Origin of the sequence: Exiguobacterium sp. s43, assembly GCF_018617255.1 — a bacterium.
In the GTDB taxonomy this organism is placed as follows: domain Bacteria; phylum Bacillota; class Bacilli; order Exiguobacteriales; family Exiguobacteriaceae; genus Exiguobacterium; species Exiguobacterium profundum.
Genome location: NZ_JACSJT010000001.1, coordinates 1,303,102 through 1,315,865, shown reverse-complemented (window position 1 = coordinate 1,315,865; position 12,764 = coordinate 1,303,102). Strand labels below are relative to the sequence as shown.

The window sequence follows — 12,764 nt, the reverse complement described above, 5'->3', positions numbered from 1 at the left end:
GTGTATAAAATATTTATAGAATGACCTATATAAAAGACGAATGAACCTCTTCAATCTCTTTTGTACAAACGTACAAGTGCCAGACAAACAAAAACTAAGGAAATGAACACAATCAAACTGATTTTTTGTATATAAATTGTAAGATCATAGTACTCATGGAAGTAAAAGATGTGCGGCCAAGGCATAAACTCACCTCGTGTAATAACCTCGATGAGTGTATAGGTTAGTACGAGGGCAATCGCATACTCGAAGCTTTTTAGAAGAAGTACCAGAGCTGCTCCAAGCCACCAAAAGAGAGTTAGCAAAAGTAGATGGTGAACTAGTATTAATGGATTTGTTTGAAGCAATCGGAACGCACCATCAATATTAAATAGCAATAAAAGATACCCCATAACATAAAATGTGAACAGGAACACGAAGTTTAAACTAATCCATTTTCGGTAGTGTGGGATTAATGTGTAATAAGCCCCTGTGTCATATAACGGCTGAAAATAGAGAATGACAGACCATGAAATCCAAGGCAGATAGAGAGAATGGACAATCTGTATACTGAGGTGCAGTTCAGAACTGTCCCTAACTATAACAAGAAGAGAAGCGCAGAATACAAATAGCGGAATAATCCCGAGTAACCGCTGATATCTCCATTCAAACAATTGAATTCTTAGTAAACGGTATATATCCATCATTGCGCCCTCATCACAGCTAAGTAACCATCCGAAAGCCGAGGAACGATTTTCGCATCGCCTTTCTCTTCATCAAAATATCGGATACAGGCTCCGTCTGATGTTTCTTCGATATGTACTACATCATGATCTTTCACCCATTTATTCAATTCTATAAGATTGATTTGCGCTTCCGCCAACGAACCTTCTGCTTTCTTCTTCAATTCCTCAGGTGTGCCTTCGAATAAGACGTGTCCATCGGATAAGAGTCCAATCTTCGTACACAAGAACTCAATATCCTCCACGATATGTGAAGAAATAATGATTGTATGATCATGACTTAAGTCGCGAAGAAGGTTTCGGAAGCGGATTCGTTCTTCGATATCAAGGCCTGCAGTCGGTTCATCGAAGACGAGTATCTCCGGCTCACGCAGCAACAATTGAGCAATCCCAACGCGGCGTCGCATCCCACCTGATAGTTCTTCCATCTTCAGGTGGGATTTATCGGTCAAGTTGACTCTTTCTAACGCTTGTTGAATGACACTCTCTTGTTTCTTGCGGTCGACGATACCTTGCAATAGGGCTAGATGAAAGAGAACTTCTTTTACAGACAAGGAAGGATAAACATTAAAGTCTTGGGCTAAGAAACCAATTATTCCAGCTGTATCTGCATATTTACGTTTCATCATTGATTGACCGTTCACCCGGATATCTCCACCGGACGCATTCGTTAGCCCGCAAATGATTTTCATTAATGTCGTCTTTCCCGCTCCGTTCGACCCAAGGAGACCATATATCCCTTCAATGTTTAGCGAGACATGATCGAGAGCCATATGTTTCTTGTACCTTTTCACGATGTGTTCCACTTGTATCATGGTGTACCTCCAAATCACTTATACTTTTGACGCACTGTTCAAATCCCGATACCATTTTTTCAAAAAGATGAGTTGCTGTTGATGAGTCAATTGCATGAATTCAGATATTTGCTTTTTAGATGTCCTCAGTTCCTCCCCGTTAAGAATTGATTCTAAGAAGAAAGGGTCTGGTTCGAGCGGTGAGGGGAGATTCAATTCGACTGACAGCCAAAAAGCCATCGCATCATCGAATGCCGCTCGTGTCGGCTGGATTTGGCTGTCTGTGTTTGAATGTGACCAAAACAAGGCAGGCATGTATGCCCGAACGACTTCTGGTAGGTCATGATCTAATCGTAAATTGCTCCCCACATGAAGGAGTAAATGCTGATTATCTCGGTAACTGAATTTCTCAAGATTAGGCGATAGGAGGATGATCTTATCAGGCAAGGAGCTTGATATGCCAAACTCTCTTTCAGTGAGTTCATGAATTGATTGAAGCGTTTCTTTTAGAATCGGCCAATACGAGTATGGTGGTGTCCATGACTGATCGACGATTATTTCTTGATCTTCCGCTTGATACGCTTCAAATGATCCCTCAAACAACGTCACCCCTGCCTGTACACCTTCATAATGAGCAGGAGCTTGCTCGATAAGGTTTGTTAAAAACTTAGATTGTGGCGAATAATGCAACGTGACAGGTAAGCTATTCGTTCGATTAATCACAGGTTTAAAGTTCTCAGACCCGAGTCTGCTGTTTGGATAAGATTGTTTTGTTGGATACCAGTTTAACCAAGCAGGCAGATAAGTTACTTCATTAGTGATTGGGAATTGACTTGTGTTTGGGATTGTATATCGGACAGACAATGCAGTTGGTACTCCGAGCGTTACAGCCTCAATCTCGATGAAATCTCCAACTTGATGGAACGAGACTTCTCGCTGGTTTACACTGATATGTTTTACCTCGTAAGGATGATAGAGCGATAACACAATAGTTTCTGTACTCGAAACTAAAGTATAGTCTGCTTCCACTTCGAACTGACCATGTGATTGCTTCGCTAATTTCAACTGAACATTGATTATTTCAAAGTTCAAAAGTGAATCTATTTGTGAAAAATCATATGGATAAGGTAGTTCATAATGTTTTGTCGTTTCCGTATCGAGAGAACGATCGAATACCAACTGGTCATGGCTTAATGCGAAAGAAGCACTAGATGCAATCACTAAGAACAGCATAATTGCCAAGACTGTCATCTGAATACGATGACTCCTTCTGATTGCCCAACACGATATGATCCATAGGGTGAGTCCAAAATGAAAACATAAAATCAACATGTTCTTAATAAATAGTGCGTTGCTACTCAAAAAACCTGTTAGTTCGTAATAGATGACCTCAGGTTGTAGAGGTCCGAAAAAGAAGAAAGCATTCGGGCTATTAAATCCTTTTTCTAAGAAGAACTCAGAAAAAATCTCTGTATTCAGTGGTCCGAACAATATCCATAGGATAAAGAGGACGAGAATGCCGCTTCGCTTTTTTCCGAACAGGAGACCCACATTGATTCCCCATACCGATGCAATTAGTAGTGGAAGTAGATAGAAAGTAAGTGAATGGAATAATAGCTGCTGATAAAAGGACCATGTTTCGATTTGATTAAATGAGAAATAAGTGACGACAGGTAGAAGCCCGAGTAAGATGGCACAAAATGAAAAGAACGTATGTATGAAGAGTATGGCGACAATCTTTTGAAATTGAATCCACACAATGTTCGGAAGAGTCAATTGACTTCTGTATTGTGCCTCATCTGAAGTAAGACGATACATGACTACGCTGACAATCAACATAACACCTTGAATAGGAATCACTATGCCTTCTAAGACATCAGGAAACATCATGTACTCGAACGGATCGTTCACGTTCGCAACGATTTTAAATATGAGGACAATCGGGATAAAGATAAGTGCAATCAAATAGAATTCATTTCGGCTCATCTGTCTAAAATAAAAAGGAATTAATTCTTTTAATATGTTTTGTCTCATAGTTACCTCGATGATTGTGAAGTGATTGAATTGATAACGATATTGATTTAATTATCTCAGCTATATCCTAAGGTGTAAATAAAATCCAATTATATATGAGTCAATAAAGGATTAATGAATTATTTGGTAATAATCTCAAGTTGTGTTAGTCTAGAAAAATCATTGTCTGCGTCAACCGATTCGTTGTCATTATCTACACTTGAAGGGGCAGGGAAATGAAAAAGATTGTATTATCCATTATTTTACGAGTTTTTATGAAGTCTTAAGTACATTCCAGACCGAATCCTGAAACTTTTCGAGAAGAAATGCGTATACAATAAAGACAGATACATAAGACGATAGGGGGATTCACCATGTCAGAAACAACACCGACACCTGAAGAAGGTGTCACACCACAACGAATCAGCGGCACACTTCCAATCGAGGCACGTGCCGTCTTCCGGTTATCAAGTGCGATTTTTTATCTCATCGGACTTCTTGTCACAGGAGCTCTCGTAGCGGCCGCTTACTGGTTCGACTGGCCGACTTGGATACAGATTGGTTTGATCGTGCTACTCGTCATCGATGTCGTCTATAGTTTGATTGATCTCATCTGGTTCCAAAAGTGGAAACAAGAACGATTCACGTATGACGTTCAGCCACTCGAGATTCGGATTCACCATGGGATCATCACGACACACGATGTGCTCATCCCGATGACAAAGGTCCAATATGTTCATGCGGAACAAGGACCGCTTCTCCGTAAATACGGGTTACAGACCATCACCATCGGGACAGCGGCCGGTTCTCACGAAATCTATGCGATTGAAGAGTCGTTCGCCAAGACACTCCGTGAACAGATTGCCATCTATGCACGCATTGAAGAGGAGGATGTCGTATGACCGAGACCGCGTTAACATGGCATCGACTCCCGAGTCGCGTTTTGGTGCTGCGTATTCTCGAAGTCATCAAGTCATTCGCCATTCCAATCGTTTTACTCTTTGTGCTCAATAACGACTGGGACTCGACATTCGGTATCATCATCCGAGTCGGGATTTTACTCTTCCTATTACTCGACATTGTTCAAAAGTTCTTCGGATGGTTAAACTTCCGATATGCCCTCGATGAAAAGACTGTCTATGTCATCGAAGGGAATTGGTTGAAAAAAGAAAAATCGCTTCCACTCTATAAGATTCAAAGTGTTCATTCGAACAGTCCATTCCTCTATCGGTTGCTTGGTGTCGTCGAATTGACGTTCGATACGAATGCCAACAGTGACGATGCTTCTTTCAAATTAGCGGGTGTCTTCCCGACTGAAGCCAAACGACTGGAAGAGATTCTCGAACAGGTCCGTCATCGGAAACAAAGCGGAGTAGCGGTAGATGACTCAGAAGAGTCGGATGAGACACCTGCACAGGCAGCACCGGTACCAAGTCGTCTATTGTACGCCTTATCTACGCGCGAAATCGTATTGGCATCCATCACGTCGCTCTCTGTCTTCGCCATCTTCCCGGTCGCCTCGACGGTTATCTCGTCAATCGACGACTTCATCAACTTGGATGGGGCGTTTAATCAAGTCGAAGATTATGTCGTCCATGCGTCCATCATCGCCATCGGTCTTCTCGTCATCGGAGTGTTGATGGTATCAATCGTGATCGGCATGGTCATCAATTTCTTGAAGTATGGGAACTTCCGACTTGAGCGGAGAGGGGAACGCATTCGCGTCGAGAAGGGATTGTTGAACCGGAGTGCGAAAGAAATCCCATATGAGAAGATCCAAGCGATTCGTATCAAAGAGACGTTCATTCGTCGTTGGTTCCACATCGTCGGGGTCGAACTCGTCGCAGCAGGGACAATGGATGAGTTGAAGGACGAATCGTCGACGATTCTGCCGTTCGTTCGTCGTGACCGAGCGATGCGGGTGCTCCGTGAACACTTCACGCACTTCACATGGTCGGACGAACTACATCGATTACCGAGACGTGCCTTAGGAATCAAACTACTCCGAATCAGCTGGTTCGGCTTCATCATCTCAGGACTCGTGCTTTATTTCTTCCGAGAGTATGCCTGGTGGCTCATGCTCTTATGGGTCATCATCATCGGGGGACGCGTCCTCAGTTACATCACCACAAAATATGTCCGCACGGATCAATTCATCCAGTTACGGACGGGAGCGTTTAACGTCCGCTCATTCTTGACGGACAAACCACGGATCGAACAGATTCAAGTGAAGCAATCGCTCTTGCAGCGCCGTTTCGGGTTATGTACGGTGCAGTTCTCGACACGTGGAGGATTCTTATCAGTCGAGACCATCGATGATATCCCGAAAGAAGAGGCGGACGCCATGCTGAACTGGTTCTCTCGCTATACGGTACAGGAAGATATGAAAACACCGGGCTAACGGATAACCCAGTCAGGTGATCGACGAGCCCCCTCGTGTTGCGAGTGGCTCGTCTTTTTTAATCGGCTTAAGGGGCTCGCTCCGACATAAGCTTGAAGTTGATTCTCTTTTGTGTTCATGAAAAATCATGGCGCGTGTAGGTCACACGAGCCATGATTTTTCATGAACAGCATTGGAAGAGACTTTAGGGAGAATGATTGTGAACGTCGTTTCTCTTGGTTGACTCGTTACGTGAATCTCGCCCTCATGTAAATCGATGATGGACTTGGCGATGGCGAGACCGAGACCTGATCCGCCGGTGTAATGTGCGCGTGACTTTTCCACTCTAAAAAATCGTTCAAACACATATGGGATGTCACGTGAGGGGATGGCCTCCTCGCCGTAATTCGTCATGTTGATAAGAACCACTTCATCCGTATCTTCAATGAACGTATCGATATACGTTCCGTCACGCCCGTAACGAATCGCATTCTCGAGTATGTTTTCGAATACGCGCACGAGCTTCAACGCATCACCCTCAACGATGGGTCGTTTGGCTGAGGAACTGAATCGAGCTTCCATTTCAACTTCCGAGAGACGTAATGTCGACTGCATGATGAGCTGATTGAGCAATTCATCGAGATGGACCTCACTTGTTTGCAGCGCGATTCGGTCGTTTTGCAGAAATGTATAGTCAAAGATATCGTTAATCAAGCCTTTCAGATGGGTCGCATTCTCATGAATGACTTGGATGTAATGACGCAACTCCACCTCGTCCCGGTAACGGTCGCTGTGAATCAAGTCAAGATAACCCGTGATTGACGTGAGCGGGGAGCGCAAATCGTGGGCGACGTTGGCCACGAGCTCGTGCTTCAAACGATCCGCTTGAACCAATTCCTGCTCCGCCTTTGCTGCACTGTCTGAGATGGCGCGAACAGTCGCCATCAACTGCTCTAGCTCTGGCGGGACAGATGGTTCAACCAAATCACGATTGGCATGGAGTTCTTCGACAAGTGAAGTCATCCGCTCAATGTGAAACTGTAAATACCGTTTACGCTCATATTGATAAATCAACACGAGACAAACGATGACCATCAGACTGTAAAACATGACGATGACACCTTCCCGGAAATACGACAACACGATGATCAGACTCTCCATAAATCGTGATGACTCCTCGAAGTACCACACGGCAGGCAGTAACAGAGCACCGCTCAGTGTGGCGACCCCAAACGCAATCAATACATACAGCAGACGTTTCCACATCGGGATGAACGTTATGACGCGCCATATATTATGTCTCAATTTTATATCCCACTCCCCACACCGTATGAATGATGACCTCATGTGGCACGACGGCATGTAATTTCTCACGGATGTTACTGATATGAACCATCACCGTCTGATTCGACCCGACGCCATGCTCTTGCCAGACAGCCTCAAATATTTCTTCAGAGCTATACACCCGGCCTTTATGTTTCGCTAGTAAATACAAAATCTCAAATTCACGTGCTGTCAATCGAATCGTCTGCTCTTGCATCATGACGGTGTGGCTGGCTCGATCGATGAGGAAGGGGCCAGCTTGTACACTTGAGGACTTGCTTGGTCGGTTATAGTTTGAACGGCGCAGCAATGCTTTAATACGTGCCATCAACTCGAGCGGATTGAACGGTTTGATGATGTAGTCATCGACTCCCGTCGTCAATCCCAATATCTTATCCATATCACCCACTTTGGCACTGACCATTAAGATCGGAATTTGGCTCGTCTGGCGCACACGCTTACAAAATTCAAGCCCATCCATCCGAGGCATCATCCAATCTAAAATGATTAAGTCAAACGATTCTTGGTTGAACAAGTCAAGCGCCATTTCCCCATCGGTTGCCATCGTCGTGTGATACCCGTCATTTTTTACATACACATCAATCAGTTCTGCGATTTGGACATCATCATCCACTAACAAGATTTTTGTCATGCTTGAAACTCCCTCGCGAATTAAAGTTGGAAATTCTGATACAAACGTCGGAACGGAGCGTATTGGACGACGAAGCGAACGAGTAAGAACCCTAAGAGCGCGCCGAACGCATTTGCCAATAAATCATTCACATCCGTGCTTCGTCCACTGCCTAGTGTCGTACGCACCAATAATTGAATCAGTTCAAGAATCAGACTAAACTGAAATCCTAATTTAAGTACTTCTTTTTTCGTGATCGACGGTTTCAAAAATGGAAGATAACAGCCTAACGGGAGGAGCATCACGATATTCAACACAAACGAATACAAGTCGATGGTCAAAATCGGAATAAAATTAATCGTTTTCCACCATGGTACTTGGTTCGCATATTTTCCTAAGTTAACGTCAATCGGGAAAAAAACGAAGTGAAGGACACCTAATAAGTATATCCCGAATGATAGAAGCAAAATGGTTTGTGTGACTTTTACATGTTTCTTGCGAAACGACCAGACGAGTAACGTGATGAGTCCGAGGATGGCGAGTGGGATGAGAACGACTCCTGATTCGATTGTGAACATAACTGAATAATTCTGATTATACATGGGAATAAACCTCCTAAGAATTTGAACTGTCTTCAGTGTAGATGGCAGATTTAAAGAATTCTTAAAGGAGTCATAAATGAAATCTAAAAAAGGTAAAGCGCTTTGCGTTGCCTCGAACTGTAGAACAATCAATCAAGAAGCTTGCTCTCGGAATAATGTCGGGCGTCCCGATATCATTCGTCACGTCAACTTCACCGTTTTCGCGTTTCTGTTGCTGAAAAATGGGAACAAGTATGGTATGATGCAAGTAGAAAGAGACCGGTGCTGGACACACCGACCTCTGGCTTACAGGCTACCACTTTAAGAGTGGTCCCAGCCGCCACAATGGTTAGTGAATCAGAAAGTGACCCATCTCATTGCGCCGAGGGGGTCATTTTTTTGTGCGTTCAGACGTTGCACGATCGGATGTTCGGTGAATCACCAAGTGAACGATGATCGGAGCGAGGATTGGGATCATCACATAATCCCCGACCCAGGTCCAAAGTTGTTCCATCCGCACCACCGCCTTCCTCCATTGTGGACTTGGCGGCTGACCCCACTATTGCTGCGTTAACCTGCCCCTTCATTATAACAGATTTGTTCGCAAAAACGCGCTAAAAATAAGAACAAACGTTCTTGTTTTGTAAAATGAATCTTTTGATGGAATCGGTCTCATAAATGGGTCCAAAGAAGGAATTGAGTCGAATCGCTCTTGCTTGTTAGATGTCTGACAGGATATAATCAATCTCGTGTGTATACACGGGTGGGTGAGGGTGCCAATAAAGGATTGATTCCTATGGCAAAACAAACAGAATGGAAAACAGAAACATACGGGGGCGTGCTGAACTTCCTGGCGACAGCATACATCCCGGCCGTGCATGCGGCAATCTTGACACAAGCTGGACTCCCGTTCGAGGGGGCGCTCGTCGGAGCGATTTTGACAAGCATCATCGGGACATTGATTGCGGGATTCTTCAATCTGCCGCTTCTCTTGTTACCGGGAATGGGGATTAATGCGCTCTTCACGTACACGCTCGTCCTACAGATGGGATTGAGTTGGCAAAGCGCGCTCGCTGTCTCGTTCGTCTCAGGTGTACTCGTCGTATTGTTGACGGTCACCAAAGTGGCTAGGAAATTGGCGAACGCGTTTCCACCGATCATTCATGACGGATTGACGGTCGGTCTCGGTCTCTTCCTCATTTTGATTGGTCTTGAGGCGGCAGGAATTGTCTCAGGTGGGGGTGGGGCATTGCTTCACATCGGTGACCTCGGAGAGCGTAACGTCCAGGTGGCCTTTTTATCACTCTTCGTCGCCATCTTGTTGTTCTTGAAGATGGGACCGAGCAGCTTCCTATGGACAATCGGTTTTGGTGTCGGTCTCAGCGCCGTGATGGGAACGCTGGAGTGGACGGGAAGCTTCTCATTGTCACCGTTTTTCGAGTCATTTGGCACGGTATTTGGGAACATCTCGTTCGCAGAATCTGCTTCTCCGCTCTTCTTAGTCGCGGTGGGTGTACTGACGCTCGTCTTGTTGATTGAAAATATCAGCTTGATTCAGAATCAGACACGTGCAATCGACAAAGAAAAGGATGCGCCGAAAGGTCTCATTGCACAAGGTCTGTCGACGATGGCCGGGGCCATGTTCGGGTCAAGCCCGACCGTCTCGACGGTCGAAGTGGCTGCCGGCATATCGGTCGGTGCACGAGGTGGGATTGCTTCATTCGTCACGTCTGGATTGTATGTGGTATCACTCTTATTGCTACCGCTCTTTGCAATCATTCCGGTGACGGCGATCGCTCCGGTGTTGATTATCATCGGGATGATGATGTTCCAGAACGTGAAGCATTTGCCACTCGATAACTGGGAGCATGCCTTCCCGGCAATCCTTGTCATCATCATGATCCCGTTCACGTATTCCATCGTCGATGGCATCGGGCTCGGGTTCATCGCCTACACGATGATTGTCTTGTTCAAGAAGGGCTACCGGTCACTCAGTCCGGTCGTCGGTGTCTTGACCGTATTGTTCTTAGTTTTCTTCTCATTACCAGTCTGGTTATAGAGATACGCACGGCATCGTTCATGAAGAACGGTGCCGTTTTTTGATTTGAAAAGACTCGTTCGTGCTATAATCGCAGTAATATGAAGAGAACGGGGAGGGGATTTGATGCAAGTTATTAAAGAATTCGCATCGTACACAGAATGGCTCGATTCGTTAGGAAAGCTGAGTGAATCCGATTGGAATGAACAGATAAACTCGGAGAAGTGGTCCATAAAGCAAATCGTTTTACATATCGCCCATTGGGACAACCATCTTTTGAATGTCATCATCCCATCGGTGAAGAACGGGGAAGGAATGATTTTCCCTGACTTTGACTCGTTTAACGCACGGGCGACGAAAAGGGCGGAAAAATTGACAGGTGACGCGGTTTTGAAAGAATCCCTTAGCAGTCGACAAACGCTCGTCAACATGCTCGAGTCCTTAAGTGAAGAGACGTTGACTTTTAAGACGTCAGCGAACGGAGTCTCTCATGATCCAAATCAAGGTGTCCCATACTCACTGCACGTAATCATCGAAGAATTCATCGGGCATGACCGGCACCATATGAAGCAAGTCGAGTCCATCCTGAAATGAGACATCGGAAAGTGCGTGGTCTAAAACGAAAGTTAATTCGTCTTCAGCGTAATATGTAAGAAAATCATCATGATTTTCCAAATGAGTTTCATAATGGTAATTGGAATACCAAGATTCCGGTCGAACAAACTTTTTTATTGGATGTTCAACACAGTGCCCAAATCAAACAGGCAATCATCCATGTTCTGCTCGATGAAGCGAAACGACTAGTAGAGTTGCGTGTGGATGAGCGAATGCGAGTTGTCGTGCTGCTAGATTTTCCTACACTCTGGAACTCTGAATTTCTCGTGTTTGAAGATGAAAAGGAGTTACAAACGTTTGTGCGGCGTGATTCATCCCATCAAAAATGGATCCCGATTCTACATGTCAAAACGTTTATCAACCAATGGGACATCCGTAGCGACCAGGATATTCGCGTGTATGGATTTGAAGGATGGTTGTTCGACGAAGAAGATGAAGGTAGAGAATGGTGGATGCTCGTTCAATGAACGGGCATTTTTCTTTTGTCTAAAAATAACTGAATATTCCGTTAAATTGAATGGTATAATCCTTTTAATCCTATTTTTAAATAAAGGATTAAAACTATGGGAGGATCCTGCCAAACAATCGACTGGGTCGCCACATCAAAGGTCGGTTGTGTACAGGTAAAAGTTTACGAACGTCAAAATCTCGACACGTTCACAGTCTCTCTTGATTTGAGCGGTCCGCTCGGGAATGGGCTCCATGCTCAATACGAAGATTTGATTCAACAGACGGCGTATTGGGTCTCTTACTTGATTAAAAAAGACTGTAATGTGGAGATGTTGATCAACCGGCTCGACCAACACAGCCAAATCGACCATATTGTACTTGGAGAAGGAAGAAAACAATTACGCGATGTTGTTGAAGTCATCAGGGTGATGAAAGGAGAAACACATGCGAAGAATGACGGGCTTACTCATATGTTGTGTCGGACTGCTTGCAAGCACGAGGACCGTATCAGCCGAGATGACTGAATCCTCGGCGGAACGTTTTGCAGATGCATATTTTTATAACATTGTGATGGATCATATTCAGGGAGATGATCCGGCTAATTATCATATGACGGACAGTGAGAACATCACTTTTGGGCCACTACTCGAGACATACGTACCGTCTTCCTCTTGTTACAAAACGGGAGAAACATGTACGTTCGTCCCAACAAAAGAATTTGTGGCGACCGTTTTTCAAGATGATGAACCGGTCAACGTGATCGGAACATATGAACAATCAGCGGGTACATATGCGTTCTCAACGTTCGGTTCAGACAAAGAAACCCCTAAAGCGTTGACGGACGTAAAAGGCAATCTCGTGAAATACTCAGAAGCGTCGACGTGGTTTGATTACGAAGGGGACATGTTGACGGCGTTGACATCTAATACAAAACAGATGATTAGCGGAGATGAAATTTCAACTGAGGCGTTTCAAGTATTATTGGTTGAAGAGAATGAAAGTATTGAAGGGGATGCCGAAGAAGGAATGATAGGTGGAGCAGGCGACTCATCATCAGTCCATTCGGATGAGGAAGAGTCAAACAAGCCAACATCGAATACCAACCGATTGATTGGCTTTGCTGTGTTAGCGATATTGCCATTCGGATATTGGTTCCTCAAGAGACGAAAAGCAACATGATGTCAAAAGACTTATCCAATCATCATAATCCACTAGAC

Annotated in this window: 12 protein-coding genes and 1 pseudogene; 7 read left to right on the top strand and 6 right to left on the bottom strand. The window is 44.6% G+C overall.

Annotated features, from left to right (window positions below):
* Nucleotides 1-682 precede the first annotated feature (682 nt).
* Both KNO79_RS06750 and KNO79_RS06745 read right to left on the bottom strand, forming a co-directional pair.
* A complete protein-coding gene (locus tag KNO79_RS06750) occupies nucleotides 683-1,537 on the bottom strand; it encodes an ATP-binding cassette domain-containing protein (RefSeq protein WP_214690922.1) in 855 nt (284 codons plus the stop codon).
* A gap of 18 nt (nucleotides 1,538-1,555) precedes the next feature.
* On the bottom strand, nucleotides 1,556-3,550 hold the full coding sequence (locus KNO79_RS06745; RefSeq protein WP_214690921.1) for a hypothetical protein: 1,995 nt from the start codon (nucleotides 3,548-3,550) through the stop codon (nucleotides 1,556-1,558).
* A gap of 353 nt (nucleotides 3,551-3,903) precedes the next feature.
* Here KNO79_RS06745 and KNO79_RS06740 point away from each other — a divergent pair, with 353 nt between their 5' ends.
* Together KNO79_RS06740 and KNO79_RS06735 are read left to right on the top strand one after the other, a co-directional pair.
* On the top strand, nucleotides 3,904-4,431 hold the full coding sequence (locus tag KNO79_RS06740; RefSeq protein WP_196430714.1) for a PH domain-containing protein: 528 nt from the start codon (nucleotides 3,904-3,906) through the stop codon (nucleotides 4,429-4,431).
* Nucleotides 4,428-5,930, top strand: a complete 1,503-nt coding sequence (locus KNO79_RS06735) for a PH domain-containing protein (RefSeq protein WP_214690920.1) — start codon at nucleotides 4,428-4,430, stop codon at nucleotides 5,928-5,930. The genes KNO79_RS06740 and KNO79_RS06735 overlap by 4 nt, the downstream gene beginning before the upstream one ends.
* Nucleotides 5,931-6,071: 141 nt before the next feature.
* Here KNO79_RS06735 and KNO79_RS06730 read toward each other — a convergent pair whose 3' ends face one another.
* From KNO79_RS06730 to KNO79_RS15630, 4 genes are all read right to left on the bottom strand, one after another.
* Entirely contained in the window at nucleotides 6,072-7,214 is a 1,143-nt protein-coding gene (locus KNO79_RS06730; RefSeq protein WP_251125238.1) for a sensor histidine kinase, read from the bottom strand.
* On the bottom strand, nucleotides 7,204-7,884 hold the full coding sequence (locus tag KNO79_RS06725) for a response regulator transcription factor (RefSeq protein WP_214690918.1): 681 nt from the start codon (nucleotides 7,882-7,884) through the stop codon (nucleotides 7,204-7,206). Before KNO79_RS06725 ends, KNO79_RS06730 begins: the two co-directional genes overlap by 11 nt.
* A gap of 20 nt (nucleotides 7,885-7,904) precedes the next feature.
* Nucleotides 7,905-8,465 (bottom strand): VanZ family protein, encoded by a 561-nt coding sequence (locus tag KNO79_RS06720; RefSeq protein WP_214690917.1) that lies wholly within the window; start codon nucleotides 8,463-8,465, stop codon nucleotides 7,905-7,907.
* Between the two features lie 370 nt (nucleotides 8,466-8,835).
* Complete coding sequence (locus KNO79_RS15630) at nucleotides 8,836-8,958, bottom strand: hypothetical protein (protein WP_255349577.1); 123 nt, start codon at nucleotides 8,956-8,958, stop codon at nucleotides 8,836-8,838.
* A gap of 282 nt (nucleotides 8,959-9,240) precedes the next feature.
* Between KNO79_RS15630 and KNO79_RS06715 the strand changes: the two genes are divergently transcribed.
* The 5 genes and pseudogenes from KNO79_RS06715 to KNO79_RS06695 all read left to right on the top strand — a co-directional run bounded on the left by KNO79_RS06715 (nucleotide 9,241) and on the right by KNO79_RS06695 (nucleotide 12,726).
* Nucleotides 9,241-10,503, top strand: a complete 1,263-nt coding sequence (locus KNO79_RS06715; protein ID WP_214690916.1) for an NCS2 family permease — start codon at nucleotides 9,241-9,243, stop codon at nucleotides 10,501-10,503.
* A 105-nt stretch (nucleotides 10,504-10,608) separates the two neighbouring features.
* Complete coding sequence (locus KNO79_RS06710) at nucleotides 10,609-11,076, top strand: DinB family protein (protein WP_214690915.1); 468 nt, start codon at nucleotides 10,609-10,611, stop codon at nucleotides 11,074-11,076.
* A 77-nt stretch (nucleotides 11,077-11,153) separates the two neighbouring features.
* Nucleotides 11,154-11,564: pseudogene (locus KNO79_RS06705) on the top strand (DUF3916 domain-containing protein); the annotation flags it as partial.
* Between the two features lie 96 nt (nucleotides 11,565-11,660).
* Entirely contained in the window at nucleotides 11,661-12,071 is a 411-nt protein-coding gene (locus KNO79_RS06700) for a DUF58 domain-containing protein (protein ID WP_251125239.1), read from the top strand.
* Nucleotides 11,992-12,726 carry a hypothetical protein gene (locus KNO79_RS06695; RefSeq protein WP_214690914.1) on the top strand — a complete coding sequence of 245 codons (735 nt, stop codon included), beginning with the start codon at nucleotides 11,992-11,994 and terminating at the stop codon, nucleotides 12,724-12,726. Before KNO79_RS06700 ends, KNO79_RS06695 begins: the two co-directional genes overlap by 80 nt.
* The last annotated feature ends 38 nt before the right edge of the window (nucleotides 12,727-12,764 follow it).

What these genes read in the sequence shown, in the direction of transcription:
- KNO79_RS06750 (WP_214690922.1), bottom strand. Translation starts at nt 1,537, where the DNA reads ATGATACAAGTGGAACACATCGTGAAAAGGTACAAGAAACATATGGCT.
- KNO79_RS06745 (WP_214690921.1), bottom strand. Translation starts at nt 3,550, where the DNA reads ATGAGACAAAACATATTAAAAGAATTAATTCCTTTTTATTTTAGACAG.
- KNO79_RS06740 (WP_196430714.1), top strand. Translation starts at nt 3,904, where the DNA reads ATGTCAGAAACAACACCGACACCTGAAGAAGGTGTCACACCACAACGA.
- KNO79_RS06735 (WP_214690920.1), top strand. Translation starts at nt 4,428, where the DNA reads ATGACCGAGACCGCGTTAACATGGCATCGACTCCCGAGTCGCGTTTTG.
- KNO79_RS06725 (WP_214690918.1), bottom strand. Translation starts at nt 7,884, where the DNA reads ATGACAAAAATCTTGTTAGTGGATGATGATGTCCAAATCGCAGAACTG.
- KNO79_RS06720 (WP_214690917.1), bottom strand. Translation starts at nt 8,465, where the DNA reads ATGTATAATCAGAATTATTCAGTTATGTTCACAATCGAATCAGGAGTC.
- KNO79_RS15630 (WP_255349577.1), bottom strand. Translation starts at nt 8,958, where the DNA reads ATGGAACAACTTTGGACCTGGGTCGGGGATTATGTGATGATCCCAATC.
- KNO79_RS06715 (WP_214690916.1), top strand. Translation starts at nt 9,241, where the DNA reads ATGGCAAAACAAACAGAATGGAAAACAGAAACATACGGGGGCGTGCTG.
- KNO79_RS06710 (WP_214690915.1), top strand. Translation starts at nt 10,609, where the DNA reads ATGCAAGTTATTAAAGAATTCGCATCGTACACAGAATGGCTCGATTCG.
- KNO79_RS06700 (WP_251125239.1), top strand. Translation starts at nt 11,661, where the DNA reads ATGGGAGGATCCTGCCAAACAATCGACTGGGTCGCCACATCAAAGGTC.
- KNO79_RS06695 (WP_214690914.1), top strand. Translation starts at nt 11,992, where the DNA reads ATGCGAAGAATGACGGGCTTACTCATATGTTGTGTCGGACTGCTTGCA.